The organism is Streptodolium elevatio (assembly GCF_040649515.1).
Taxonomy (GTDB): domain Bacteria; phylum Actinomycetota; class Actinomycetes; order Streptomycetales; family Streptomycetaceae; genus Yinghuangia; species Yinghuangia elevatio.
Genome location: NZ_JBEZFP010000123.1, coordinates 2248 through 28265, shown reverse-complemented (window position 1 = coordinate 28265; position 26018 = coordinate 2248). Strand labels below are relative to the sequence as shown.

General features: G+C 72.1%; 18 protein-coding genes and 1 pseudogene. 5 read left to right on the top strand and 14 right to left on the bottom strand.

Annotated features, from left to right (window positions below; all coding sequences use genetic code 11):
- Positions 1-175: 175 nt before the first annotated feature.
- Entirely contained in the window at positions 176-1720 is a 1545-nt protein-coding gene (locus tag AB0C36_RS33715) for a hypothetical protein (protein WP_358361817.1), read from the bottom strand.
- A gap of 251 nt (positions 1721-1971) precedes the next feature.
- On the opposite strand from AB0C36_RS33715, the gene AB0C36_RS33710 reads away from it, so the two are divergent.
- Both AB0C36_RS33710 and AB0C36_RS33705 read left to right on the top strand, forming a co-directional pair.
- Positions 1972-2514 (top strand): YbhB/YbcL family Raf kinase inhibitor-like protein, encoded by a 543-nt coding sequence (locus AB0C36_RS33710; protein WP_358361825.1) that lies wholly within the window; start codon positions 1972-1974, stop codon positions 2512-2514.
- 300 nt (positions 2515-2814) lie between these two features.
- Positions 2815-3318 (top strand): HNH endonuclease, encoded by a 504-nt coding sequence (locus tag AB0C36_RS33705; RefSeq protein ID WP_358361815.1) that lies wholly within the window; start codon positions 2815-2817, stop codon positions 3316-3318.
- 79 nt (positions 3319-3397) lie between these two features.
- On the opposite strand, the gene AB0C36_RS33700 is transcribed toward AB0C36_RS33705, so the two are convergent.
- The 4 genes from AB0C36_RS33700 to AB0C36_RS33685 form a co-directional block, all read right to left on the bottom strand.
- Entirely contained in the window at positions 3398-5305 is a 1908-nt protein-coding gene (locus AB0C36_RS33700) for a peptidase MA family metallohydrolase (RefSeq protein WP_358361812.1), read from the bottom strand.
- A gap of 97 nt (positions 5306-5402) precedes the next feature.
- Positions 5403-7025: a gluzincin family metallopeptidase gene (locus AB0C36_RS33695; RefSeq protein ID WP_358361809.1), complete on the bottom strand. Its 1623-nt coding sequence runs from the start codon at positions 7023-7025 to the stop codon at positions 5403-5405.
- 168 nt (positions 7026-7193) lie between these two features.
- Positions 7194-8777: a peptidase MA family metallohydrolase gene (locus AB0C36_RS33690; RefSeq protein ID WP_358361806.1), complete on the bottom strand. Its 1584-nt coding sequence runs from the start codon at positions 8775-8777 to the stop codon at positions 7194-7196.
- Between the two features lie 151 nt (positions 8778-8928).
- The gene (locus tag AB0C36_RS33685; protein WP_358361803.1) at positions 8929-9384 is read right to left on the bottom strand and encodes a MarR family winged helix-turn-helix transcriptional regulator; all 456 of its coding nucleotides are present in this window, start codon (positions 9382-9384) and stop codon (positions 8929-8931) included.
- Between the two features lie 98 nt (positions 9385-9482).
- Between AB0C36_RS33685 and AB0C36_RS33680 the strand changes: the two genes are divergently transcribed.
- On the top strand, positions 9483-11885 hold the full coding sequence (locus tag AB0C36_RS33680; protein WP_358361800.1) for an MMPL family transporter: 2403 nt from the start codon (positions 9483-9485) through the stop codon (positions 11883-11885).
- Here AB0C36_RS33680 and AB0C36_RS33675 read toward each other — a convergent pair.
- The gene (locus AB0C36_RS33675) at positions 11837-12739 is read right to left on the bottom strand and encodes a metallophosphoesterase family protein (protein WP_358361798.1); all 903 of its coding nucleotides are present in this window, start codon (positions 12737-12739) and stop codon (positions 11837-11839) included. The two genes, AB0C36_RS33680 and AB0C36_RS33675, sit on opposite strands and share 49 nt — an antisense overlap.
- Positions 12740-12913: 174 nt before the next feature.
- Between AB0C36_RS33675 and AB0C36_RS33670 the strand changes: the two genes are divergently transcribed.
- Entirely contained in the window at positions 12914-14119 is a 1206-nt protein-coding gene (locus AB0C36_RS33670) for a DUF2330 domain-containing protein (protein WP_358361795.1), read from the top strand.
- Between the two features lie 144 nt (positions 14120-14263).
- Here AB0C36_RS33670 and AB0C36_RS33665 read toward each other — a convergent pair whose 3' ends face one another.
- The 7 genes and pseudogenes from AB0C36_RS33665 to AB0C36_RS33635 all read right to left on the bottom strand — a co-directional run bounded on the left by AB0C36_RS33665 (position 14264) and on the right by AB0C36_RS33635 (position 21780).
- Positions 14264-14794, bottom strand: coding sequence for a hypothetical protein (locus tag AB0C36_RS33665; protein WP_358361792.1), 531 nt, complete (start codon positions 14792-14794; stop codon positions 14264-14266).
- Positions 14795-14943: 149 nt separating this feature from the next.
- Complete coding sequence (locus tag AB0C36_RS33660; RefSeq protein WP_358361789.1) at positions 14944-16497, bottom strand: cobyric acid synthase; 1554 nt, start codon at positions 16495-16497, stop codon at positions 14944-14946.
- Positions 16494-17585 carry a cobalamin biosynthesis protein gene (locus AB0C36_RS33655; protein ID WP_435839167.1) on the bottom strand — a complete coding sequence of 364 codons (1092 nt, stop codon included), beginning with the start codon at positions 17583-17585 and terminating at the stop codon, positions 16494-16496. Before AB0C36_RS33655 ends, AB0C36_RS33660 begins: the two co-directional genes overlap by 4 nt.
- Positions 17586-17743: 158 nt before the next feature.
- A complete protein-coding gene (locus AB0C36_RS33650; protein WP_358361787.1) occupies positions 17744-18502 on the bottom strand; it encodes a sulfite exporter TauE/SafE family protein in 759 nt (252 codons plus the stop codon).
- Between the two features lie 636 nt (positions 18503-19138).
- A pseudogene (locus tag AB0C36_RS33645) lies at positions 19139-20077 on the bottom strand (SPFH domain-containing protein); the annotation flags it as partial.
- A gap of 192 nt (positions 20078-20269) precedes the next feature.
- Complete coding sequence (locus AB0C36_RS33640) at positions 20270-20680, bottom strand: NfeD family protein (RefSeq protein WP_358361819.1); 411 nt, start codon at positions 20678-20680, stop codon at positions 20270-20272.
- A 305-nt stretch (positions 20681-20985) separates the two neighbouring features.
- Positions 20986-21780, bottom strand: a complete 795-nt coding sequence (locus tag AB0C36_RS33635) for an ABC transporter ATP-binding protein (RefSeq protein ID WP_358361784.1) — start codon at positions 21778-21780, stop codon at positions 20986-20988.
- Positions 21781-21952: 172 nt separating this feature from the next.
- Here AB0C36_RS33635 and AB0C36_RS33630 point away from each other — a divergent pair, with 172 nt between their 5' ends.
- A complete protein-coding gene (locus AB0C36_RS33630) occupies positions 21953-22747 on the top strand; it encodes an Rv1486c family protein (protein ID WP_358361781.1) in 795 nt (264 codons plus the stop codon).
- 123 nt (positions 22748-22870) lie between these two features.
- Here the strand turns inward: AB0C36_RS33630 and AB0C36_RS33625 are convergent, their stop codons facing one another.
- Positions 22871-25501: an FHA domain-containing protein gene (locus tag AB0C36_RS33625; RefSeq protein WP_358361779.1), complete on the bottom strand. Its 2631-nt coding sequence runs from the start codon at positions 25499-25501 to the stop codon at positions 22871-22873.
- Positions 25502-26018: the final 517 nt, after the last annotated feature.

Sequence of the window (26018 nt, the reverse complement as noted above, 5' to 3'; positions counted from 1 at the left end):
TCGGCCTGGGTTTGGCCGGGCAAGGTCCGCAACGCGGCGAGCGTGCGTGCCACGGCCCGCGGGCCCGGCGAGAATTTGAAGACACGACCTAGGCCGACGACGCCGACGGCCGACGGCGGCATCGACGGCGGTACCGGTCCGCGGCGGCACGCTCGTGGGAACACGTTGCTCGTCGCTACGGCACGCCGAACAGCGTCCTGACGTATTGCGCCCAGTCCGTCTCGAAGTCGGCGCGTTCGAATCCGGTCGCGTTCTTGAGGGCCTGGTCGACCGCGGACGGCGACGGGTCGGCGTAGACGGCGGCGATGAAGCGGTAGACCGCGGAGGTGCCGCCGAGTTGCTCGATGCGCAGTACGGCGAGGTGCGCGAGTTCGTAGGACGCGGCGTTGCCCACCGGATCGGCCTGGTACAGGTCGGCGTCGGTGGGCAGCGCGCCGCCGAACCGCCCGGTGACCACGTAGGCGCGCGCCTCCGTGAGCTCCGCGTCGAGGTGGTCGCGGTGGTCGCGGAGCGCGAGCCAGTCGGCGAAGCCCTCCACGATCCAAACGGGCTGGTTCTGCCCGGCGAGTTCGGTGCGCAGCGGGGTGATGAGCGCGTGGGCCATCTCGTGGCGCAGCAGCGCGGCCGCGCGTTCGGGGTCTCCGGAGGTGAAGTAGCCGGAGTTGACGTCGACGACTATGCGGGCGCCACCGAATTGCGGGTGCCCGATGACCGGTGAGGCGCCGGCGGTCGCCGATGTGCGCAGGGCGTACGTGAGTCCGGACTCGTCGCCGTGCTGGTCCGCGCGTCCCCCGTAGAGCTCGTAGAACGAGTGCCGGTCGGCCACCGGCACGAGGACGAATCCGGGGCTTGTGCCCTTCGGCCCCTTGTACGTCGCGAGGTCGGCGACCGCGGCCGCCTCGGCGGCGTCGGCAAGGCCCTCCGCGCGGTCGGCCAGGCCCTGTTCGGCCAGGACGACGACGTGCGGGCGGCGGGCGACGGTGAGTTCGGACCGGTCCCAGGGTGCGGGGTAGTCGCGGGCGTAGCGGTAGCCGGCGCCCTCGTAGGGCGTGCCGGTCACGCTGGTGATGCGCGGCTGCGCCCCGGGCGCCGGCCGCACGACGGTCCAGCGGTATCCCTCCCCGACCGTCGCGGTGTCGGCGTTGGCGATGCGGTGGTCGAACGAGACGTCGACGATCAGCGCGTCGGGCATGTCCGCGGGGCGGGTGGCGTCGACGTGGTAGGCCGCCTCGTCGAACGGTATGGGCCGCAGGTTGCGGAACAGCCGCCGCTGTTCGTCGACGAGGCCGGGGGTCGCGGGATCGAGCGCGGCCAGGAAGGCGTTCTCGTCGCCTTCGGCGAGGGCGCGGCTACGGGCGGCCGCGAGCGCTTCGAGTTCGGCTGGTGTGACGGGCGCGGCCACGGGCGGTGCGGGGCTCGGCGGTGCGGCGGAGGGGGCGGGGACCGGTGCGGACGCCTCGTCCTTGCGGTCGCGGGTGGCGCCGTATGCGATGACCGCGGCGAGCAGCACGACCAGCATCAGGAGTGTCACGGTGACGCGGGTGGCGGCACGGGAGTCGCGGCGGCGGCCGGGTGCGGCGGCGTGCCCCGTGCTCGTTCGTACCTGCGCCACGGGCGCCGCTCCCCTCACGTGGTGGTCGTTGCCGGGTGCCTTGTCGGGTGCCTTGCCGGGTGCCTTGCCGGGTGCCTGTCGGGTGCCCAGCGAGTGCCCCACGGGCACCTGCCGAGTGTCGGCCAGGTGTCCGCCGGGTGTTGTCCGCGCTGTTCTCACCTGGCAACTTCCGCCGGTGGCCGGAGGATACCCGCGCGAGGGCGCGGCGCCGAGAGAAGATCGGCACCGGTGCCCTCGCCCGACGGCGTAGGGTCGGCTCATGTGTGCCGGGTGCGCGCGGCCGCGGGGTGCTCGCCGCCGCCGTGGTGCCCGGGGAATCGTGGTCGGCCGCGGTCGGCCCGGAGCTGGAGGAGCCCGTCGTGTCGGATCCGAAGATGCCGCCGCTGCCGTACGAATTCCTGCCGGAGAAGCCGTGGTTCAGGGTGACGAGCACGGATGTCTCGGACGGCGTGACGCTGCCGTCCCCGCAGGTGAGCGGCGTGATGGGGGCCGGTGGCGAGGACAAGTCGCCGCAGCTGTCGTGGTCCGGTTTCCCGGCCGAGACGAAGAGCTTCGTGGTGACCTGCTTCGACCCCGACGCGCCGACCGCCAGCGGTTTCTGGCACTGGTCGGTGGTGAACATCCCGGCCTCGGTGACGGAGCTCGAGGCCGGCGCGGGTGCGCAGGACGGCAAGGGGCTGCCGGAGGGTGCCTTGCAGGTGCGCAACGACGCGGGCTTCCCCGGGTACGTGGGCGCCGCACCGCCGGAGGGCCACTACCCGCACCGGTATGCCTTCGTCGTGCACGCGGTCGATGTCGAGAAGCTGGACGTCGACGGGAGCGCCTCGCCGGCCGTCGTCGGCTTCAACCTCTTCTTCCACACGCTCGCGCGCGCGATCGTGACGCCGGTCTACCAGCGCTGAGCCGCCCGGTGCCGATCCGGTAACTACCGGGTAATTGCGTTGTCCCGGTGATCCCCTCCCGGGCACAGTTGTGGCAGCCCGCCGCCTTCCGGCGGCGGGCTGGGCAATCTGGCCGATGGACCGGCCGGATCCGAGAAAGGCGCGCATGACCTCCGTGGCACCACCGCTCAACTGACGACGTTCCCCGGCCCCCAGAACGTGGGCGGGCGGCGCGGATCGCGGCGGGGCGTACGCCCGGCCGGTCCTGGGTCGCCCTGTTCGGATCCGCGGCGGTCCCCACCCTGAAGGGAGGGCGGACGCATGCGGGACACGTTGGTGCTGAACGCGACGTACCAGCCGCTTGCGACGGTGTCGTTCCGTCGCGCGCTGGTGTTGGTGTTGCAGGAGAAGGCCGTGGTCGAGGACGTCGAGCCGGGCCGGGTCATCCGCGCGGCGGCGCTTGAGCTGCCGGTTCCCCGAGTCATCAGGTTGCTCCGCTACGTCCGTGTGCCGTTCCGACAACGGGTGGCGTGGTCGAAGCGGGGCGTGTTGCAGCGGGACGGGCGCCGGTGCGCGTACTGCGGCGGGCGGGCGACGACGGTCGACCACGTACGGCCGAAGTCGCGTGGCGGTGCCGACTCGTGGCTGAACACGGTGGCGGCGTGCGCGGCGGACAACCAGCGCAAGGCCGACCTGACGCCTGAGGAGGCGGGGATGCGCCTGCTCTTCCAGCCGTACGAGCCGTCCGGCAGCCGCGCCTTGGTGCTGGCCTTCGGCGTGACGGCCGAGCAGCAGGCATGGTTCGGCAAGGCCGTCGCCGTGTGAGACGGGGCCGCCGCCGAGTGAGGTGGGGTCGGGTGGATGCCGCGGTCGGTTGTGGTCCCGGACGACTCGTCCGGTGGACTCAGCCGAAGTTCTCGCGCGTCCACTCGGCCCAGGCCTTCTCGAACTGCGAGAGGCTTTGTCCGGTGGCGGTCTGGATGGCCGCGTCCACGCCGCGCGAGGTCCCCATGTAGACGTCGGCTATGAACGCGCAGGCCTTGTCGGCGCCGTAGGTGTCGGCCAGGTAGCGGATGGCCAGGTGCGCCTGGTTGTACGCGGCGTCGATGACCTTCTCGTCCTCGGCCGCGAAGTCGTCGTCGTCCGGCAGCGTGCCGGTGAACTTGCCGTCCTTGATCTGCGCGCCGACTCCGTGCGCCTCGTAGCTGTCCGCTATGGACGCGTCCGCCTGCGCCACCCAGTCGGCGAACCCTTCCGCGGCCCACAGGGGTATCTGGTCGTAGTCGGCGCGGGTCAGCGGGTCGAGCAGGGCGTGCACCATCTCGTGGCGCAGGATGATGCGCGCGAACTCGCGGTCCTGGTCCATCTCGTCGAGGTCGATGACGACGCGGCTGCCGCCTATGCTGCCGATGTCGTCGGCCGCGCTCAGCGGCAGTGCGAATCCGGCCGCCCAGTCGCCGGGCGACTCGCGGCTGTAGAGCTTCTCGAACGTCGTGCGTTCGCGCGTGAGGGTGATGACGAAGCCCGGGGACGCGCCCTGCGGCCCGGTCCAGCGCTCGAGGTCGTACGCCGCGGCGGCCTCCGCCTCGTCGGCGCGCACGCGCAGATCCTCGGCGCTCGCGCTGGGGCCGAGCACGACGACGTGCGGGCGGCGTTCGACGGCCAGGTCCCAGACGTCCCAGGGCGCCGGGTAGCCGGCGGGGCCGGTGATGTTGCTGTCGCGGGCCCCGGACACCTGGGTCAGGGAGCACGGGTCGGCCGCGCTCGCGCAGCGGAGCGTCCATACGTAGCGCTCGACGACCGGGAGCACGTCGACGTTGGTGATCTTGTGGCGGAAGTCGACCCCGACGGTGGCGGTGACCGGCCAGGCACCGGAGGAACCGGTTTCGCCGCGGGCGTCGTTCACCTCGTCGGCCGACCAGGCGCTCTCGTCGAACGGGACCATCGTGAGATTGGTGAACAGGCGGCGTTCGGCGTCGACGAGGGCCTTGTTGTTCTTGTCGACCGGGGTGAGGAACGCGTCGGCGTCGTTCGCGGCGAGTGCGGAGGTGCGGGCGGCAGTGAGCGTACGCGCCCGGTCGAGCACGGCCGTGCGCTGCGCGGCGGAGGCGCTCGGCCCCTTGAGGTCGGGGTCGGAAGTGGGTGCCGCGCTGGGGGTTTCGGTGTCCTGCTTGCCGGGGTCGTCCTTGGCGCCGTCGCTGCCGCCGCTCCCGTCGTCGGCGTCCTGTCCGTCGTCGCCGGGGTTCTTGCCACCGGGGTCGGCGGGTTCGTCGGACGGGAGTCCGGTGCCGGGCTCCGTGGCGACGCCCGCGTCGGCGGCGGCTCTGGCCTCGCCGGTGCGGTCCGGCAGCTGGGTTATCGCCGCGATCAGGGTCACGACCGCGGCGAGCAGCGAGCAGACGACGATGGCGGCGGTGTGCCGGTCGCGACGCGGGTTGGCGACGGCGTGCGGCCACAGGCCGAGGGGATCGCGGGGGCTGCGGTAGGGGACGTACCCGGAGGTGCCGGCGGGTCCCGCGGTGAAGCGGAAGAACTGGTCGGGGGCAGCGGTCGGACCAAAGGGCGCAAAGGGGTCGAACGGGGCGCGCGGTGCCGGGAGTGCGGGGGCCGAAGGAGCCGCGGGGGCTGCGGAGGCAGCGGGAGCCGCGTCGTACGGGTTCTGCGCGGACCACTGCGGGGTCGCGGACGGCTCGATCAGCGTCCCGCGTATCCGACCGGGCGTCATGGCGGCGCGGTCGTCGGCCGGCTGGTCCGGTCCCCCGCCCGCAGGCTCCTCGGCACCGGGCCGAGGCGCGCTGTCGTCCATGGTCATCCCCGAGCTCCGCTGTCGGCTTCACCCGTGCGGGTGCAGCGTGAGGATATCCGGGTACGCACCGGCCCGGGGAATCCGTCCCGTTCGTGCACTGTCGTCACCCCGCCTTGCTCTTGACGTATTGCGCCCATTTCGCCTCGAACGCGGTGCGGTCGAGGCCCGTGGCGGTCTTGAGCGCGGCGTCGACCGAGGCGGGACGCGGGTCGCGGTACACGGCGATGACGAACTCATAGGCCTTGGCGGCGCCGTACTTGTCGGCGATATACCGAATTGACAGCATTGCGAAGTGATAGCCGGACGCGCTGGTCTTGGGATCGGCCGAGTAGATCTCCGTGTCCGTCGGCAGCTTGCCGCCGAACTTCCCGGAGCGGACCAGTTCGCGGGCGGGCGGCACGTACCAGCGGTCGAGCGACCGGTCGCTCCACTCCAGGTAGCCCGCGAACCCCTCGGCCACCCACAGCGGCGGCGTCCCGGCGGAGCGCTGCTGGAAGGTCGCCATCATGGCGTGGCCCATCTCGTGCCGGAAGATGGCGATCGCGTCCTCGGCCGCGCCGTCGGTGATGTCCTGCGACGTGGAGTCGACGTAGATGCGGCTGCCCGCGAAGTCCGGTGTCTGCGGCGACTTGACGGTCGGATCGGCAGGCAGCGACAGGCACACGCCGATGGCGTTGGTGGTGACGCTGTCACCGCCGCGCACCTTCTCGAACGACGCGCGGTCGGGGGTGAGGAACACCAGGAACCGGCCCGGCGTCTTCTCCGCGCCCTTCCACGCGGTGATGTTGCGGGTCGCCGCGGTCTCCGCGCGGCTCGCCCAGGTCGCGGCCTTCGCCTGGTGCTGCCGGGCGGCGAGGAGGAGCACATGCGGCTTGTCCACGACGACGAGTTCGGCCGAGTCCCAGGGCGCGGGGTACGTCGAACCGCCGCGCCCGGCGTCGGCGCCGCCGTCGACCTCGGTGACGCGCAGCGGCGCGCCGGGCGCCTCGCGCGTGACCGTCCAGCGGTACGTCTCCGCGATCGGCGCCACGTCCACGCCCGCGATCTGGTGGCTGAACACGACCGTGACGGAACTGGTGCGCCGCGTCCCGGCGGGGTCCTCGGCCCGCGGGGCGACGGCCTGGAGACGGTACTCGGCGCGCGCGAAGGGGATCTTGAGGAGGTTGCCGAACAGGCGGGTGCGTTCGGCGACCAGCGCCGTGCGGTCGGCGGCGTACGGCTCCAGGAACATGGCCTGGTCCTTGCGCCGCAGCGCCTCGGTCTGCCGGGCGACGACGTCCGCGATCTCGGCGCGGGTCAGCTCCGGGACGCGTTGCGGCGACGACGGCGAGGGGGCAACTGCCGGGTCGCTGCCCTGGGGACGGCCCGCGTCGTGCTGCGCGGCGGCGCTGTCGACGAGCGCGCGGGCGGGGCCGGCGGCGGGGCGTACCACCGCGGCAAAGCCGAGCGAGGCGGCCGCGACGGAGACGACGACGGCGCCGGTGAGAGTCCGGCGAAGCCTGGGGCGGGTCGTCGGGCTGCCCGGTTGCCTATCGCGGTTGGGTTCGGGGTCGGCTTCGGGGTCGCGTGGGGGTTCGGGCGCGCGTGTGCCGGACGCGGGTGGCTCGGATGCGTGCGTACGCAACGCGAACGCGTCGGGCGCGGGCGTGCCGAATACCGCTGTCCTGAGGCTCGGTTCGTCGCTGTCCGGTTCGTCGCCGTCCCGTTCGTGGGCGGTCCCCGACATGCCGCGTCCCCAGCGCGGTTCGTCGTGGCCACACGCGTCCTGGCCGCACTCGTCTTGCCCGTACGCGCCTTGCCCGGAGAGGTCCTCCGGTGCCGGAGTCCCCACTCCGCCGGCCGTCATTGCCACCCCACCCCCTGCCCCCTGTTTCCCCCAGGTGCCTCGTGCCGATCACACGTGGCTCTTGACCCACTTCGCCCAATTGGCCTCGAACGTCGCCTTGTCGAGTCCTGTCGCCGTCTTGAGGGCGGCATCGACCGACCCCGGCTCCCGGTAAACGGCGATGACGAACGTGTAGGTCTTGGCTGCGCCGTACTTGTCCACCATGTAGCGGATCACCGTCATGCTCAGGTGGTAGTTGATCCCGTTCGCCTCGGGATCCTCGCCGTAGATCTGGTCGTCTGTCGGAATCTTGCCGGGGAACGAGCGCCCGCGCACATACTCGCGCGCGTCGGGCGCGTAGTAGTCCCCGAACAGGTCGGCCCACTCCAGGTATTCGGCGAAACCCTCGACGACCCACAGGGGCATGCGCCCGGCCCGGGTCCCGCTGAAGCCGGCCATGAGCGCGTGGCCCATCTCGTGCCGCATGACGCCGGTCTGCGCGTCGTACGCACTCATGCCCTTGGCGTCCGTGTCCCACGTTATACGGCTCCCGGCTATCGGCCGTGCCGGGTCCGCACCGGGATCGTCCCGGTCGCGCAGCACCGGAGAGCAGAAGGCGACCGTGCCCTCGGGGGTGTCACCGCCGTACGCCTGCCCGAACGTCCCCGGGTCCGGGCTCGCGAACACCAGGAAGCGGGACGGAATGTCGGCCGGCCCCTTCCAGAGCGCCAGGTCGCGCTTGGCGGCCGTCTCGGCGCGGTCCGCCCACTGCGCCGACTTCGCCCGGTCGGCCACCGCGGCAAGCAGGATCACGTGCGGGCGTTCGACCTTGACCAGTTCGGCGAGATCCCACGCCTGCGGGTCGTCGTTCGCCACCGCGGTGATGCGCAGCGGCGCGCCGATGGCCTCGCGCGAGACGGTCCAGCGGTACGTCTGCACCGCGGGCGCCAGGTCGACGCCCGGTATCTGGTGCACGAACTCGACCGACACGTCGGCGTTCACCGGTCCGCCGTCGCGGGTGGACAGCGATCCGGAGGAGACGCCGTCCCAGCGGAACACCGCCCGGGTGAACGGGATCAGGCGCAGGTTGGCGAACACGCGGCGGCGCTCGGCGAGGAGTTCGGGCCTCGCCTGGTCGTAGGGGGCGAGGAATGCGTTCAGGTCGCCGGCGCGCAGGGCGTCGCCCTGGGCCGTGGCGACGGACTTGACCTCGTCGACCGTGATCTCGGTGCGCGGCGTCGGGGTCGGGGTCGGAGCGGCGGTCGTCGTCGGCGAGGCCGCGGAGGGCGGCGCGGCCGGCGACGTGTGCGCCCGTGTCGTGTCGAGGACTTCGCGTGCGCCGGGGTTGCCGAACCCGACGAGGCCGAGCATGAGCAGGAGCACCGCGCCGAGGACGACGACCGGTATCAGGACCGGGTGCGGGCCGCGGCGCGCGGGGCCCGCGGCCACGAACAGGTGCGCGTTGTGCGGGACCTGCGGCTCCGCGGCCTGCGGCTCCACGTCCTGAGCCTCTGCGGTCCGCGGCTCAACGCCCTGCGGATCCGCGCCGCGCGGCTCGGCAGTCTGCGGGTCCACGCCCTGCGGCTCCGCGGCCTGTTGCGTGGTCGGCTCGTCGACCGGCACCTTGTCGTCCCCACCCGGCTGGTCGGCCATGCCGCGCCCTCCCCCGTGCCCGCCGCGGCCGTTGCTGCCGGGCCTCCGGGACATGCTGCCTGATCATCCGCAAAACCGCGTCCGCGGAGAGTACCGGTCCACGGCGACGCACCGTCAAGGGGGTTGCCGCGCCCTGGTCCCGGGTGCGGTGTCAGCAGGTGTCGGGGACCCAGCCGGCGCGGTGTGCGGCGAGCAGTTTGTCCGTCGCGGTGCGCAGTACCGCGACCTCGTCCTCGGCGAGTGAGGCGAAGAAGGCGTCCTCGGCCTCGGTGAGCAGCGTGCGGCTCTTGTCCACGGTCTTGCGCCCCGCGGCGGTGACGTGGATCAGGTGGCGGCGGCGGTCCTCGGGATTGCGGCGCCGCTCGGCGAAGCCGTGTGCCTCCAGCTCGTCGATGACGCCGACCAGCACGTTGGGGTCGATACCGAGGAGCCGGCTGACGTCCTGCTGCGAGAGGCCGTCGTACGCGAGCAGCGTCTCCATGACGTGCACGTGCTTCGAGCGCACGCCGAGCGGCGCAAGCACCTCCTCGGCCAGCCCGACGAGCAGTTCCCCCACCTTGACCAGCCGGTATCCGGTCCTCGTGCCCATCGGCGGACGTCTTTCCATGCGCACAACTCTACCGACGCACAATCGTATGCATCGCCGATGAACCTTCTTGAATATCGTATGCTGCACATACGAATCCTTCGATCGGAAGGCCGGCGATGTTCGCTGCCCTCGCACGCCTGACCACCTCCCGACCACGTCTCCTGCTGATCTCCGCCTTCGTGCTGCTGGCCCTCGCCGCGGTCGTCGGGCGGGGCGCCGCCGACGAGTTGCTCGGCGGCGGCAACGAAGACCCGGGCTCGTCGTCGGCCCGCGCCGCCGCGGCCCTGGACCGCGACTTCCCCGGCAGCCGCCCCAACTTCGTGCTGCTCGTGACGCCTTCCGGTGGCTCGGCCGGGCTCGACGGACCCGGGACCGCGGCCGACGCCAAGGCGCTCACCGACCGCCTCGCGGCCGAGCCCGGGGTCACCGGCGTCCGCTCCTACTGGACGACGGGTTCGCCGACGCTGCGCACCGACGACGGGCGCTCCGGCCTCGTCCTGGCCCACCTGGAAGGCCGCGAGACCGCCGCGGCCGACACCCTCGAACGAATAGCGCCGCACTACCGCGGCGCACAGGACGGTCTCGACGTACGCATCGGCGGCATGGTCGCCGTGCAGCACGACATCCAAAGCACGATCTCCGAGGACCTCGTCCGCGCCGAGCTGATCGCCCTCCCGATCACGCTGCTGATCCTGGTACTGGTCTTCGGCAGCGCGGTCGCGGCGCTGCTGCCGCTGGCCGTGGGCCTGTTCGCGATGTTCGGCACGAGCGCGGTCCTGCGGGCGGTGGCCTCGTTCACCGACGTCTCCGTGTTCGCGCTCAACCTGACCACCGTGCTCGGGCTCGGACTCGCCGTCGACTACGGACTGTTCGTGGTACGCCGCTACCGCGAGGAACTCGCGGGCGGTGCCGACGTGCCCGGCGCGGTGGCCGCCACACTGCGCACCGCGGGCCGTACCGTGCTGTTCTCCGCGCTGACCCTCGCCGTCTCGCTCGCCGCGATGCTCGTCTTCCCGCAGTACTTCCTGCGCTCGTTCGCGTACGCCGGCATCCCCGTCGTGCTGCTCGCGGCCGTGGGCGCGCTCGTCGTGCTGCCGGCCGCCCTGGTGCTGCTGGGTCGGCGCGTGGACGCGGGCGACATACGCAAGCCGCTGCGGCGGATCGGCTTCCTTGGCCGCCGCAGGGCTTCCGTGGAAGCGGACGGCGCGGAAAGCTTGGCCGGGACAGGGTGGTTCCGCTTGTCTCAGGCGGTCATGCGGAGGGCCCCGGTGGTGACCGTGGCCACCGTCGGTGGACTGCTGTTGCTCGGACTCCCTTTCTTGGGGGTGCAGTTCGGCACCGCGGACGACCGCCAGCTGCCCAGGTCGGCGGAGTCGCGGCAGGTTCAGCAGGTGATACGCGACCACGTCGAGGGGCGCCCGGCCGGAACCATCGAGATCGTGGCGCGCGAGTCCACCGACAGCGCGGCGCGCGCCGACTACGCGGTACGCCTGTCCGCGCTGCCGGGGGTCGCCCGCGTCGTGGGACCGGAAGGCGTGTTCCGGGCAGGGCAGTTGGAGACGGCGCCCGGGCCCGCGGAGGCGGGGCGGATCGCGGGGGCGGGCGCGGCGACCAGCGCGTACCTGTCGGTGGTCCCGGCTATCGAGGACTTGTCCCCGGCGGGCCAGGAACTCGTGCGCGATGTCCGGGCCACCCAAGCGCCTTCACCGGTGCTGGTGGGCGGACTCACCGCGACGATCGTGGACAGCAAGGACGCGATCGCCGACCGGCTGTGGATCGCCGGGGCAATCGTCCTGCTTGCCACGTTCGTGCTGGTCTTCCTGCTGTCCGGAAGCGTCGTACTGCCGTTGCTGGCCATCGTGTTCGCGGCGTTGAGCCTCACGGCGATGTTCGGCGCGGTGGTGTGGGTGGTGCAGGACGGCAACCTCTCCGGCGTCCTCGGCTTCACGCCCACCGGCTCGATCGAGACGGCGTTGCCGGTGCTCATGTTCTGCATCGCGTTCGGATTGTCCATGGACTACGGCGTGTTCCTGCTCTCGCGTGTGCGGGAGGAGTACGAGTTGACGGGTGATCACCGGCGGTCGGTGGCGGTCGGGTTGGCGCGTACGGGAAGCATCGTCACGGCAGCGGCGGCGGTCATGGCCGTGGTGATGGGGGCGATCGGCACCTCACGCGTCACGAACACGATGATGCTGGGCGGCGGTCTCGCACTCGCGGTCCTCGTCGACGCGTTCATCGTGCGGAGCCTGCTGGTACCTGCCGTACTCGGGCTGTTCGGCGAACGCTCGTGGTGGGCCCCGCGTCCGCTGCGGCGACTGCACGACCGGTTCGGGATCAGCGAGTCGGGACCCGGGCCGCGGGGCGTGCCCGCGGCGGCCGGGGCGGTGGCGGGTGCCGGATTCGGCGCCGACGCCGGGGCCGAGGTGGGCGCAGAGGCCGAGGCGGCGGCCGGCTCCGCGGCCGGCGCACGTCACAGCGTCGCGGTGTCGACCTCCAGCCAGGAGTCCGGCGCTTTGTAGCCCGGCAGGCCCCACGACGCCCCGGGATCTGCCGCCAAGCCTTCGACGCGCGTGGTCGCGAGCGGGCCGGTCAAGGTGGCGGTGTAGCGGTAGTGGAGATGGCCGTGCGCGGCCAGCCGCGGGTGCAGCGCGTCGATGAGGCGCTGCACCCGCACCTGGTTGGGATGGCAGATGGCGAGGTCCTTGCGGTCGGTGCCGGGCCGGGTCGCGCGGGGTTTGTCGTGGGTGAGGAGGACGTCGATCCCGGAGGCGTCCGCGGTGCCGGAGGCGTCCGCGGTGCCGGAGGCGTCCGCGGTGCCGCCCGCGGCAGATGCGGCGGCGACGATCCTGCGGACGTCGTCGTCCGTCGCCTCCTCCTCGGGGAACCACAACGTCCCCGCGAAGTCCCGGACTTCGGCGGGTGGGCGGCCCGCGGCGATGCGGTGGCCCTCCTTGCGTGCGGCCTTCTGGTGCCGCCTCGCCTCCTCCTTGAGGCGTTCGTCCTTGTCCACGGAACGGGCGCCGCCGAACGCGAGGAAGCGCACGCCGTCCCAGGTCCAGGTGTGGCCGCGCGGGGCGTACCGGATTCGGCCCCGCACCTGGAGGAAGCCTTCCGCGTCGGGCCGGTCGCCGTATCGCTCGTGGATCAGGCCGGACTTGTCGTGGTTGCCGTCGAGGAAGTAGACGGTCACGCCGTGGTCGCGGGCGGCGCGGTGCACGGAGTCGAGGAAGCGGACGCCGCTGTGCTCATGCTCCCAGTAGCCGAAGTCGCCGAGCTGGAAAACGTGTTCGATACCGCGGTCGGCGGCGGCGCCGAGGATGCGCCGCACATGGCCGAGGTTGCCGTGGGTGTCCCCTGCCAGCAGAAGCCGCATGGCGTCGCCTCGTCTCCGTCTGCCGCCCGGTGCGGTGTCGCTCCCATGATCAGCGGTGCGGGGCGCGGGCGGGAACCGGATTTCCGGCTGCGGCGTCGTACCGCCGTTGCCGTGGATGGATGTGCCGGATCGTCATGGGGGCGGGTCGCGATGATTGTGGTGGAGGGGACTGGGGTGGGGAGCCGGAAGGGGGGTGCGGTGGCGTCCGGGCGTACGGCCGGGCAGGCGCGGTGGGGGCTGCGCACGGCCGCGGTGCTGGTGCTGGCGCTGCTGATCCAGGCCGGCTGGGTGATCCGGCCGGCCTGGGCCTGCGGCTGCGGGGCGATGGTCCCGGCGGACCAGGCGACGCTGCGGGTCGGCGAGGAGACGTCCGCCGTCAGCTGGGACGGGGTCACCGAGCGGATCATCATGCGGCTGTCGGTGTCCGGGGACGCCGCCGAGGCCGCGTGGATCATGCCGGTGCCCTCGCGGGCGACGCTGGATCTCGGCGACGCGCAGTTGTTCGACCGCCTGGAGCGGGTCGTCGAGCCGGTGGAGAAGACCCGGAACTACTTCTGGCCGCGCGACGGGGACTGGCCGTTTACCGGCGGGGGCGGGGACGGCGATTCGTCGCGGTCGGGGTCCGGCGCGGCGCCCGGCGCTCCCCCGGTCGACGTACTGGCCTCCGGGACGCTCGGGCCGTTCGAGTTCGCCCAGTTGGCGGCGACGGACCCGAACGCCTTGGCGGCATGGCTGGGCGACAACGGCTTCCGGATGCCGGATGGGATGGCCGAGTCGCTACGTCCGTACGTCGAACAACGTTGGGAGTACGTCGCGGTACGCCTCACCCCGGCCGCCGCGGGAGAGCGGGACGCGGCACGCGGACCGGGGCACAAGCAGACGCTGGGCGGTGAACTCGACCCGCTGCAACTGACGTTCGCCTCCGATCGGCTGGTCTACCCGATGCGCCTCTCGCAGCGTGCGACCAGCGGTCAGACGCTGAACCTGTTCGTGTTCGCACCGCACCGGGTCGAGGCGGTCGCGGACATCGGAGGCGGCGGCAAGACCGAGTTGCTGTACGCGGGAAGGCCGGATCCGGAACACGTGGGCTGGCCCGGCACGCCGGGCTCGGCGTCGTACCTCACCGCGATGACGCGTCCGCTGCCGAAGCCGTCCACGATCACGGCCGACTTCGAGTTCCGCGCGGCGCCGAGCGACAAGCGCTTCCAACGTGTCGACTACACCGACGAGTTGCTGACCGTGGGCGGGGTCCCGGTGTGGCTGGTCGTGGTCTTCGGGCCCCTGCTGGCGCTCGGGGTCGGCCTGGTGGTGTGGGCGCGGCGGAAGCACGAGCGGCGGATGGCCGCGTACCCTCCCCCGCCGCCGTTGCGGCCGTTGTGACCGCGACGGCCGTCGTGATCGCTGCGACCGTCGTAGTCGCCGTGATCGCCGTGACCGTGGTAGTCGCCGTGATCGCCGTGAGCGCCGTGTCTGCCGGACGGTTGTGACCGCGGTGGCGCCGGGATCTTGGGGCCGTTGCGTCGGTCAGCCGGAGTTGAGCTGACCGACGCTCGGTTCCTTGTTCTCGACCTTGAGACCGTTCTGCGCGCCGATCGACTTGAGGCTGTCGACGACCGACGAGACGTCGTTGACGTCGGCCTCGGTCGCGTTGCCGCCGGAGAGCTTGCCGCCGAGGCCCTGGAGCTTGTCGGCCGCCGCCTGGATGGGCACCAGGGCCTTGGACAGCGTCGGGTCCCCCTGCGCGGACTCGATGGCCTTCTTGACCTCGTGGTACGTGAACGCGCCCGCGAGACCGGCCTTCACGAGGGCGAACGTCCGCCCGTCGGCACCGCTTTGGAACTTGCCCTCGCGGTAGGGCTTGACGATCCAGCGGTACGACGCGCCCGCGGCGAGACCGGCGTGCAGCACGAACTTGGTCTTGGCGAACTTGACCGGGTCCTTGGACTGCAACGCCGCGTCGCTGGTCTTCTCGTCGCCGTTGCACGCCGCGAGGCCCAGGAAGAGCGCGCAGGCGGTGAGAACGGCGGCCAGGTTGCGGGCCAGGGGTGAGCGCATGGTGGTGCCCCTCTGTCTCCACGAAGTAGGCACCATTGAGCCATGCACGAGTCATGTCGGCACTTTGACCGCAAACCGGACGCGCGGCGTCGGTGACGCCACCCACCCGCGGACATCCCGGCGGACCGGGGCGCGTGGCGGGCCGCTGGTCACACTCCCGGCGGTATGAACGGCATGCCCGCCGGGGCGCCGCGCTTGATCAGCCGGTCGACCGCCGCGTTGTCCAAGTGGTCCGCGACCAGATCGCCCAGGGCGTCGAGCCGGGCCTGCCGGGCGGCCTCGAACGACGTGTCGGGTGAGGTGACGAAGCGGCGTCCCGCCCATTGGGCCACCTGGGTGAGGTACGCGCGGCGGAAGCCGTCGTTCTCGAGCGCGCCGTGCCACAACGTGCCCCAGACGGAACCGGCGCGGCAGCCGTCGAGGGGGGCACCCTCGGCGTTTGTGAACAGCGGTTCGCTTTCCGGCGCGGAGGCGCCACCACCTGCGGCCGTCCCCGTTCCGGCGTCGACGGCGACGACGCCGTGGTGGATCTCGTACGCCGCGACCGGCTCGCCGTCCGCGAACCCCGACGGTCGCGCGAGGGTCTTCTCCGCGGCGAACCGCACCCGGACCGGGAGCAGCCCGAGCCCGGCGACGACTCCGGCGCGCGACTCGTACCGGTCCTCGATCTCGCGGCCGAGCATCTGGTACCCGCCGCAGATGCCGAGCACGGGCAGGCCGGCCGCCGCACGGCGGGCGATCGCGGCGTCGAGCCCTCGTTCGCGCAGCCAGGCCAGGTCCGCGACCGTCGCGCGCGTGCCGGGGACCACGACCAGGTCGGCGTCGGCGAGTTCGCCGGGCGTCGCGACGAACCGGACGACGACGCCCGGCTCCACGGACAGGGCGTCGATGTCGGTGAAGTTGCTGATGTGCGGCAGCCGGACGACGGCGACGCGCAGGATGTCGTCGCCGAGCGGCGGCTCGGGCGTACCCCTGTCGGCGTCCAGCGCGAGCGAGTCCTCGACGTCCAGCCACAGGCCGCGCAGATAGGGAAGTACGCCGAGTACCGGGCGGCCGGTCAGTTCGCGGATCCGGTCGAGCCCCGGTTGCAGGAGCCGTACGTCGCCGCGGAACTTGTTGACCACGAACCCGCACATGAGCGCCTGGTCTTCGGCGGACAGGAGGGCGAGGGTGCCGAACAGGTGCGCGAAGACACCGCCGCGGTCGATGTCGCCGACGACCAGCACGGGCAGGTTGGCGGCGCGTGCGAGGCCCATGTTGGTGATGTCGCGGTCTCGCAGGTTGATCTCGGTCGGACTGCCCGCCCCCTCGCAGACCACCACGTCGTAGCGAGCCCGCAGATCGGCGAGGGAGTCCAGCACCGCGGCGAACAGGCGGGGCTTGAGGTCGTGGTAGTTCAGCGCCGAGACTTCGGCGACCGGGCGGCCGAGCAGCACCACCTGGCTGCTCATCGCGCCGCCGGGCTTGAGGAGCACGGGGTTCATCGCGGCCTCGGGGGCGATGCCGGCAGCCGCGGCCTGCATGGCCTGCGCGCGGCCGATCTCCGCGCCGTCGGCGGTCACCATGGAGTTGAGCGACATGTTCTGCGCCTTGAACGGCGCCACCTTGACCCCTTCGCGCGCGAGGCGACGGCAGAGCCCGGCGACGAGGACGCTCTTGCCGGCGTCGGAGGTGGTTCCGGCGACAAGCAGCGCACCGTTCACGGGAGTTCCTTCGGTTGCCGGGGGCGGGTGTGGGGGTGGGTGCGGATGTGTCTGCGCGGCGTACCCGGGATGCCAAGCCCTGCGGCGGCCACCGCGGCGGCGGCCGCGGCCAGGCACACGGCGGCGGAGAGCCGGTTCGCGCGCGCGATGTCGGCGGGCACGGGCGGGCGACCGTCGCCCAGCGCGGGACGGTCCTCGGTGCGGCCCGCGTAGACGTTGCGGCCGCCCAGCCGTACGCCGAGCGCACCCGCCGCGGACGCCTCGCAGCGCCCGGAGTTCGGGCTCGGGTGGGCGCCGCCGTCGCGGCGGAGCACGCGCCACGTCTCGCGCGGGGATCCGCCGGTCAGAGGCGCGGCGGCGACGGTGAGGAGGCCGGTGACGCGGGCCGGGAGCCAGTTCGCGACGTCGTCCAGGCGGGCGGACGCCCAGCCGAAATTGGTGTGCCGGGGCGTGCGGTGGCCGACCATCGCGTCGAGGGTGTTGACCGCGCGGTACGCCAGCAGTCCCGGGAGGCCCGCGACGGCACCCCAGAACAGTGGTGCCACGACGGCGTCGGAGGTGTTCTCGGCGACCGACTCGACCACGGCCCGCGCTATGCCGGTCTCGTCGAGGCAGGACGGGTCGCGGCCGACGAGGTAGGGCAGGCGCTCGCGGGCGGCCTCCAGGTCCCCGGCTGTGAGCGGTCCGGCGATGGCACGCGCCTCGCGGCGCAGGGTGGTTCCGCCGAGGACGGCCCAGGTCGCGGCGGCGGTGACGGCGATGCGGGCGACGGGGTGCCGGCGGGTCAGCCGGTCGGCGGCGATGCCGAGCGCGGCGGTGGCGCCGACACAGGCGGCGGCGTACGCGGCGCCGCGGGGACGGGAGTCCGCGTACATGCGCCGTTCCAGTGCCCCGGCGACGGTGCCGAAGGCGGCGACGGGGTGCGCGCGCCGGGGGTCGCCGACGAGTGCGTCGAGGGCCACGCCGAGCGCCACGCCGACGGCGGATATGCGCGGTGCGGAGCCGCGCGGTGCAGGGACGCGCGGCGAACGGCCCCGCGGCGAACGACTGCGCGGCGCGGAGGGTCTGAGTCGGTCGGTGGCTGTCATCCCTGGTGTCCCGTGTGCACCTGCGGCTCCTGTGCTCCTGTGCTCCTGGTTTCGGGTCTCTCGGGTCCTGGTCTCGCGGCCCCGGGTTTTCGCGGCCTGGCCTCGCGGTCCTGGGTCCTGGGCCCCGAGGGGTGTGCAGACGTCGGCGACGATGCGCGCTACGAGGTCAGCAGATGGACCACCGCGACGAGACCGACCACGACGATGACGCCGCGCAGAACTGTCGGCGACAGCTTGCGGCCGACCGTGGCGCCGAGTTGGCCGCCGATGATCGAGCCGACCGCGATGAGTGCCACGACCTGCCAGGCGACGTCCGCGACGAACATGAAGATGATCGCGGAGACGCCGTTCACGAGCATGGCAAGAACGTTCTTGACCCCGTTGATGCGCTGCATGTCCTCGTGCAGGAACACGCCCATGAGGCCGAGCAGCAGGACACCTTGCGCGGCGCCGAAGTAGCCGCCGTAGATACCGGTCGCGTACACCGCGGCGATGAGGATCGGCCCTCCGTGCGCCGGCCGCGCCTCCCCTTGGCGCTCCTTGAGACGGCGGGCCAGCGTGGGCTGCGCGACGACCAGGACGAGTGCGGCGATGATCAGCGCCGGCACGATCGCCTTGAATGCACCCTCGGGGAGCGTCAGCAGGAGTATTGCGCCGGTGATGCCGCCGAGTACGGACGCGGTTCCGAGTCGGATCAAACGGCTTCGCTGCCCGCGCAGTTCGCGCCGGTATCCGATCGCCCCGCTGAGCGATCCCGGTACGAGACCGATCGTGTTCGACACGTTGGCGGTCACCGGCGGATAGCCGACCGCGAGCAGAACCGGGAACGTGATGAGCGTTCCGGACCCGACGACCGCGTTGATTCCGCCTGCTCCAATGCCCGCCGCGAAAACGGCGAGCTGCTCCAGCCAGGTCATGTGCGTGGTCCTTAGACGTCCCGTCGGATTCAAGATCCGTACAAGCGTTCCCCGTGGAGGAACCCTAACGGTCGCCCGGATCGGGGCCGACCGTACTCCCCTTCCGGGCAGTACGGGGGCAGGGGCAGTACGGGGCAGGGCAGACGGCGGCGCGGTCCTGCGGTGCCGCTGTGCCGGAGTGCCGTGCTGGGGGTACGTGCTGAGCGTGCGTGCCGACGGTGCCGTGCTGGAGTGAGTCGCGGTGCGGTGCGGAGCGCACGATACAGCGCAGGCCCCGCCGACATCTGCCTGTACGCCTGGAAAGCGGCGTATGTACAGATGATCGGCGGGGCCTGCGGTGGCAGACGGTGGGTCTCAGCCCAGCGGGCCGTTGTCCCGCGGCTGCCGGCGTCCCGGGGACGCCGGGCGCTCGATGCGCGGCGGGTCCACGCGCGTACCCGGTCCGGAGGGACGGCGCCGGCCGACCTCGGGTCCGGGCAGGCTCGACGGGCCCAGGTCCTCGGCGGGGTCCGGGTCCGCGGGGACGGTGCCGGCCGGGGGCGACTGCGCCGGGATCCCACGGGCGGGCCCGGGCACGGTGGTCGAGATGTCGGACGGCGTCTCGGCCGGGTCCTTGGCCCCGCGCGGGAACGCGGCCGGTTCGTCGCCCGAGGCGGCCGCGGGTGCGGGACCGGGCAGAGCGGCCGCGCCGCCGACCGGGGGTACTCCGGTGAGGTTGCCGAACGCGCCGCCCAGCCCCTCCAGCGCGCGTCCGATCTCACTGGGCACGATCCACAGCTTGTTCGCGTCGCCCTGCGCGAGCTTCGGCAGCATCTGCAGGTACTGGTACGCGATGAGCTTCTGGTCGGCGTCGCCGTCGTGGATCGCGCGGAACACCGTCTCGATGGCCTTGGCCTCACCTTCGGCGCGGAGCGCGGCGGCCGTACGGTCACCCTCCGCCCGCAGGACCGCGGCCTCCTTCTCGCCCTCGGCGATGAGCACCTGGGAGCGCTGCGTGCCCTCCGCGGTCAGGATCGCCGCGCGGCGGTCGCGCTCGGCGCGCATCTGCTTCTCCATCGACTCCTGGATGGAGGGCGGCGGTTCGATCGCCTTGAGCTCGACGCGGTTGACGCGGATGCCCCAGCGCCCGGTCGCCTCGTCCAGCACGCCGCGCAGGCCCGCGTTGACCTCCTCGCGGGAAGTCAGCGTCTGCTCCAGGTCCATGCCGCCGATGATGTTGCGGAGCGTGGTGATCGTGAGCTGCTCGATCGCCTGGATGTAGTTGGCGATTTCGTACGTCGCGGCGCGCGGGTCCGTCACCTGGAAGTAGATGACCGTGTCGATCTGGACGACAAGGTTGTCCTCGGTGATGACCGGCTGCGGCGGGAACGGCACGACCTGCTCGCGCAGATCGATCATCTGGCGTACGCGGTCGATGAACGGCACGAGGATGTTCAGCCCCGCGTGCAGGGTCCTCGTGTAGCGCCCGAACCGCTCGACGATCGCCGCGCTCGCCTGGGGGATGACCTTGACCGTCCTGACGAGGGCCACGATCACCAGCAGGACGAGAACGATGACGACGATGACGACGGCCACGGCCCCTCCCCGATTCCGTTGGGTTGATGAGTCGACCTTACGGGGTGCCCGGGCCCCTGTGTCGCTGTAACACGGCGATCCTTGCCCCGTAAGGGAATTGACGGACCGTCATGTCGGCATCGTGCCTGCTCGCACGGTATGCGCACGGGCGTTCAAGTCGGTGGTCGCGCCGTCGGTTGTGTCGGCATGTCGTCAGATCACCACCGCGGTCGCGCCGTCGATCTCGGCGACGTCGACCTTCTCGCCGGGCTCGAACACACGTGTGGTGTCCATGGATCGCGCCGACCACACCTCGCCGGCGAGCTTTATGCGGCCGCCGTTCTCGTCGACGCGTTCGAGGACGACGGCGGTGCGGCCGCGCAGCGCGTCGATTCCGGTGCGCGTACGAGGGCCGCTTTGCAACTGCCTTATGGCGATGGGGCGTACGAAGACGAGCAGGGCGATCGAGACGACCGAGAAAACCACGCACTGACCGATCAGGCCGAGGCCGAGCGCGGCCGCGATCGAGGCGGCGAGCGCGCCGATCGCGAACATGCCGAACTCGACGACGGACGTTATGACACCGATGATGCCGAGCCCGCCGAGGGCTATGAGCCACCACATCCATGCGTCCACGAAGCCATGGTAGGGCGGGGAATCGGCGCGGAGGAGTGGTTGGGAGGGTGAAGATCAGACGAACTCGCCCGCCCATTCGAAACGATGGGCCCCGAGCGGGTCGGGCGCACGGAACGGGACCAAGGACAGGGAACGGAGCCGAGCGGACGGAACGGGCCGGAGCGCACTGGAGGGGGTCAAGCACATGGAACGGGGTCAAGTACGCGGAACGAGGCCAAGTACATGGAAGAAGCCCGAGCGCACGGAACGGGCCCGGAGGCCAAGAGCCTCCGGGCCCGCGCGTGTTCGTCGGATCAGGCGTTCAGCGGCAGACCCTGCGCCGACCAGCGCGCGTCCCGCTGCTTGACCACCAGCGGCAGCCCGAAGCACAGCGACAGGTTCCGCGACGTCAGCGTCTCCTCGATCGGCCCGGCCGCAAGAACCTTGCCCTGACGCAGCATCAGCACGTGGGTGAATCCCGACGGGATCTCCTCCACGTGGTGGCTCACCATCACCATCGCCGGCGCGATCGGGTCCGCGGCCAGGCGTCCCAGCCGCCGCACCAGGTCCTCGCGCCCGCCCAGATCCAGACCCGCCGCCGGCTCGTCGAGCAGCAGCAGCTCCGGGTCGGTCATCAGCGCGCGGGCGATCTGCACGCGCTTGCGCTCGCCCTCGGACAGCGTGCCGAACCTGCGCTCCACGAACGCCGACATGCCCAACTGGTCGAGCAGAAAGAGCGCGCGGTCCTCGTCGCTCTCCTCGTACCGCTCGCGCCACGTCGCGGTCATGCCGTACGCCGCGGTGAGCACGATGTCGAGCACCTTCTCGCGCCGCGGCAGCCGGTCGGCCAGCGACGCCGAGGCCATGCCCACGCGCGGGCGCAGCTCGAACACGTCGACCGATCCCAGCTTCTCGCCGAGGACCGCGGCCGTGCCCGAGGTCGGAAACAGGTAGGTGGAGGCGATCTGCAGCAGTGTCGTCTTGCCGGCGCCGTTGGGGCCGACGACGACCCAGCGCTCGCCTTCGGCGACGGACCAGGTGATCTGCTCCACCAGAGGGCCGCCGCCCCGGACCACCGAAACGTCAACCAGTTCAAGGACGTCGCTCATACCGCACCTCGCAGGAGCTCGGCGCCGCCGTGGCGCAACGCACCCTTCATCTTGATTCGCTCGCTCCGCTCGCTCATTTGCCGGTACCAGCTCCCCATTGCGTGCAGCCCCGCGGTCGACTCACCCACTCGTGGAGAAACCTACGACACCACGACGGTTTAGTCTCAACCGCATGCTTGATGTTCCGCGCTCCGGCGTCCTCGTCGCCTGGGGCAACGCCCTGCTCTCGGGGCTCGTGGCGCCCGACGACGCCGTGACCCGGATCACCCACGGGGACGAGCCGCACCGCGTGGCGGGCCTCCCGGGCGAGGACCGCGAGGTGGGTCTGACCCTCGCCCTCGGCCGACTGCGCTCGCTGGGGGTGACCGGGCTGCGCCTCGCGCTACCGGCGCCCGGCGACCCGCTCGGACTGCCCGGTCCGCCCGCGTTCAACGACGCCGCGCTGGAGGCGGGCGAGGCCGTCGTCACGGTCGGGGCGAACGGCGACGGCGGGCGCCGGCTCGGGCTGGTGCCCGAGGGCCTCGTGTACGGCCCGGAGGGCGATCAGGCGACGCGTGTGGTGTGGCGGGTGTACGAGGCCGCCGACCGGCCGCCGTCGGGCCCGTTCCTGGCCGAGGCGGACCGCGAACTGGCCACGGCACTCAAGGACGCCACGGCCGAGCTGATGAAGCTCGACGTCGGGGGGACCGGAGCGCGCGCGGGCGCGGTTGCGGCCGTACTCCGCGACCGGGGCTCGGACGCGGACTCCCCGCTGGCGCCCGGCTGTCCGCCGCGCGCCGTGCGGGTCCTGGAGCAGGCGCGCCGGGTGGCGACGATCCTGGAGATCGCGGCGCAGGACCACGGCGCGGCGGTCAACGCGTACGAGATGAGTGCCCGCGCGGCCACCCTCGCTCCGCTGGAACGCGCCTGCCGCAGGGCGCTGGTGGCGGCCTTCGGTGCGGCGCTGGAGCCATCCGCGGCGGAATGAATCCGCGCGCGGGTGCGGACTGCTTCACGCCCGGTGCTGTCTGGCTCGCGCGGGTGCTGTCTGGCTCGCGCGGGCGCACAACACCGCGCGGGTGCTGGTGCTGACTGCCGTGCGCCGACCGGGCTACCGCCCCTTGCGGCCGCCGACCTTGGGGTCGAGGCGGCGCAGCAGCATCATCGCGACCGTCGCGTAGACGACGATCTGGCCGCCGAGTATGGCGATGTTCGTGTACCAGACGCGCGGTTCGGACTTCCACAATGGGTCGGGTTTGTCGCCCTTGTCCGGCATCTGCACCAGGACGTCGACACTGCCCGCGGCCGCCGAGAACGCCCAGCGGGCCGGCGCGATCCACGAGATCTGCTCGATGACGAGCGCGCCGGTCAGCGGGAACAGCGCGCCGCACAGCACGACCTGGACGATCGCGATCACGACCAGCAGCGGCATGGTGAGTTCCGGTGTCGACACCAGTGCCGAGATGACCAGGCCAAGCGCCATCGCGGCGACCGCCGACAACACGACCGCGATGCCGACTTCGACGATCGTCGGGCTGATCACGACCCCCTTGTCCGGGAGGTCGTAGCCGATGACCGCGACTGCTGTCAGCGCGACGCCCTGGAGTGTCGCGATGAGGCCCAGCACCAGCAGTTTCGAGCACAGGTACGCCGACACCGACAACCCGGCGCTGCGTTCCCGCTGGTAGATCGCGCGTTCCTTGATCAGTTCGTTGACCGCGGTCGCGGAGCCCATCAGGCCGCTGATGACGAAGAGGACGAGGAGTTTGGTCAGGATGTCCTGGTTCTGTCCGGGCTCGCCGACGAACTTGCCCGGGATAGCCCGGCAGAGCGCGCCCAGGAGGACCGGCGCGGCCAGGAGGAGTGCCAGGTACTTCTTGTCGGACGCGATGACCGACAGGTAGCGCCGCGACAGCGTCGCGAGCTGCGATCCCCAGCTCTGCGGTTTGGGCGGCTTGACCTGCGGCCGTTCGGCCTGCGGCTGCGGCGCGGCGGCGGGCGCGAGGCCGGACTCGACGTAGCGCGCGTGCGGCTCGGAGGCGCGGAACCGCTGGGCGAGCGTCGTCCCGTCCTCGCGGTTGAGCATCTTGAACGCGTCGCGCCAGTTCTCCTTGCCGAAGTACGCCAGCGCCTCGCCGGGAGGGCCGTAGTACGCGACGTACCCGCCGGTCACGAGCACCAGCAGGCGGTCGCACACCTCGGCGCTGTCGAGGTCGTGCAGCACGGTGATGACGGTGCGGCCGTCGTCGGCGAGGTTGCGCAGGTTGTCCATCAGGTCGCCGGCCGAGCCGACGTCGAGGCCCGAGGTGGGCTCGTCCAGGTAGAGCAGCGACGGCTTGGTCAGCAGCTCGACCGCGACGCTGACGCGCTTGCGCTGGCCGCCGGACAGTTTGTGGATGGGCAGTTCGGCGCGCTCGGTCAGTCCGAGGTCGGCGATGACCTCCTCGACGCGGCGGGCACGCTCGGACTTCTCGGTGTCCTCGGGGAAGCGCAGGCGAGCTGCGTAACGCAGGGCCTGACGTACCGTCAGCTGCTTGTGCAGGATGTCGTCCTGCGGCACTAGGCCGATGCGCTGCCGCAGTTCGGCGAACTGGGCGAACATGTCACGGCCGTCGTACAGGACGTTCCCGCGGCTCACCGGCAGCGAGCCGGTCAGCGCCTTGAGCAGCGTCGACTTGCCCGCACCGGACGTGCCGACGACCGCGAGCAGCGTGCGCTCGCCGATCGGGAACGACACGTCGTGCAGCAGCGTCTTGTCGCCGGCCTTCACCTCAAGGCCGTTGATGTGGAGCGAGACCTCGCCGGTGTCGATGAACTCGCGGAGTTCGTTGCCGTCGAGGCGGAAGGTCGCGTGGCCGATGCCGACTATGTCGTTCGGGCCGAGGATCTGGCGCTCGACCGGCACACCGTTGACGTACGTGCCGTTGTGGCTGCCGAGGTCGGCGATCTCGTGCCGGCCGCCGGGCGTGGTGCGCAGCTCGGCGTGGTGGCGCGAGACCATGAGGTCGGTCAGGACCAGGTCGTTGTCGAGCGCGCGGCCGATGCGCAGCGTCCGGACCGGGATCTGCATGACGACGCTGGGACGCCGGTCGACGCTCGGACGCGGGTCGGCCATCGGGCCGGGCACGATGTTGGCCCACGGCGGCGGACCGCCGGCGCCGGGCGGGGGCGGAGGAGGCGGGGCGACCGGGGTGCCGGCGGAGCCTTGGGCGGGGCCGCGGGCGCCATGACCGGGCTGGCCCGGCCGGCCGGGACCTGAGCCTGCGCGGGCGGGGCCGCCGGGTGCGGGGCCGGGACCTCCGTGGCCGGGCTGGGGGATGGACTGCGGGCCGGGCTGCGGGACGGGCGGCTGCGGCGGGGCGTACGGCTGCTGCGACTGCGAGGCCGCGGGCACCAGTTCGGTCGCCTCGACGACGGGGGTCAGACGTAGGCGGCCGCCGTCGTCGGGGTCACCGAGGACCACCTCGATGCCGCCGCCCACGACGACGCGGTTGACGCGCTGCCCGCGCACGTACGTGCCGTTCACGCTGCCGGTGTCGACGAGTTCCCAGCCGTCGGCGGCGACGCGGAGCACGGCGTGGCGCCGCGAGACGCGGCGGTCGTCGACGACGACATTGCACGACTGCGGGTCACGGCCGACGATGTAGTCGCGCCCGGGATCGAGCACGACAGGTTGCCCGGCGTCCGTGCTCGCCGTCAGCTGCGGCACGACCGGGTCTTCGGATGCATACCTGCCCCCCATGTCCAGCGAGTTTAGGGACCAACGGGCCCCCGCGGCACCTGTTCGGCGAGGCTTCCACTCGGATCGGCGTACACATGCGGGGTTCCCGGGGGTGACGTGCCGGACAAAATCACCTGCACGAGTGGTCGAGCGGCTGGGCAGATCCACGTGATCATGGGCGACCGGGATGAATCGGCCAACCGTAATTCCGGCCCTGGAACGGGTCTTGGCCCGTGCTTCGCGCGGTCGCTGTGTCGAAGGACACGACGCACTGTGTTGTTCGGGCAGTTGAGTGGGACCGGCGGACGGCAAGTCGGTTGGACGGAAGGCCCCGACCGGAAGCCGGACGAGGGAGCCCGTTGCGACGACGCCCCGTACGAGGACGCGACAGAGACGGCAGGACCGACCCGACGCGGAACGCGAACCCATGCGCCACCCGACGACGCCACCCGACGACGCCACCCGACGACGCCACCCGACGACGCCACCCGACGACGCCACCCGACGACGCCACCCGACGACGCCACCCGACGACGCC

What these genes read in the sequence shown, in the direction of transcription:
- AB0C36_RS33705 (WP_358361815.1), top strand. Translation starts at nt 2,815, where the DNA reads ATGCGGGACACGTTGGTGCTGAACGCGACGTACCAGCCGCTTGCGACG.
- AB0C36_RS33700 (WP_358361812.1), bottom strand. Translation starts at nt 5,305, where the DNA reads ATGACCATGGACGACAGCGCGCCTCGGCCCGGTGCCGAGGAGCCTGCG.
- AB0C36_RS33695 (WP_358361809.1), bottom strand. Translation starts at nt 7,025, where the DNA reads ATGTCGGGGACCGCCCACGAACGGGACGGCGACGAACCGGACAGCGAC.
- AB0C36_RS33690 (WP_358361806.1), bottom strand. Translation starts at nt 8,777, where the DNA reads ATGGCCGACCAGCCGGGTGGGGACGACAAGGTGCCGGTCGACGAGCCG.
- AB0C36_RS33685 (WP_358361803.1), bottom strand. Translation starts at nt 9,384, where the DNA reads ATGGAAAGACGTCCGCCGATGGGCACGAGGACCGGATACCGGCTGGTC.
- AB0C36_RS33680 (WP_358361800.1), top strand. Translation starts at nt 9,483, where the DNA reads ATGTTCGCTGCCCTCGCACGCCTGACCACCTCCCGACCACGTCTCCTG.
- AB0C36_RS33675 (WP_358361798.1), bottom strand. Translation starts at nt 12,739, where the DNA reads ATGCGGCTTCTGCTGGCAGGGGACACCCACGGCAACCTCGGCCATGTG.
- AB0C36_RS33665 (WP_358361792.1), bottom strand. Translation starts at nt 14,794, where the DNA reads ATGCGCTCACCCCTGGCCCGCAACCTGGCCGCCGTTCTCACCGCCTGC.
- AB0C36_RS33655 (WP_435839167.1), bottom strand. Translation starts at nt 17,585, where the DNA reads ATGACAGCCACCGACCGACTCAGACCCTCCGCGCCGCGCAGTCGTTCG.
- AB0C36_RS33650 (WP_358361787.1), bottom strand. Translation starts at nt 18,502, where the DNA reads ATGACCTGGCTGGAGCAGCTCGCCGTTTTCGCGGCGGGCATTGGAGCA.
- AB0C36_RS33640 (WP_358361819.1), bottom strand. Translation starts at nt 20,680, where the DNA reads ATGTGGTGGCTCATAGCCCTCGGCGGGCTCGGCATCATCGGTGTCATA.
- AB0C36_RS33635 (WP_358361784.1), bottom strand. Translation starts at nt 21,780, where the DNA reads ATGAGCGACGTCCTTGAACTGGTTGACGTTTCGGTGGTCCGGGGCGGC.
- AB0C36_RS33630 (WP_358361781.1), top strand. Translation starts at nt 21,953, where the DNA reads ATGCTTGATGTTCCGCGCTCCGGCGTCCTCGTCGCCTGGGGCAACGCC.
- AB0C36_RS33625 (WP_358361779.1), bottom strand. Translation starts at nt 25,501, where the DNA reads ATGGGGGGCAGGTATGCATCCGAAGACCCGGTCGTGCCGCAGCTGACG.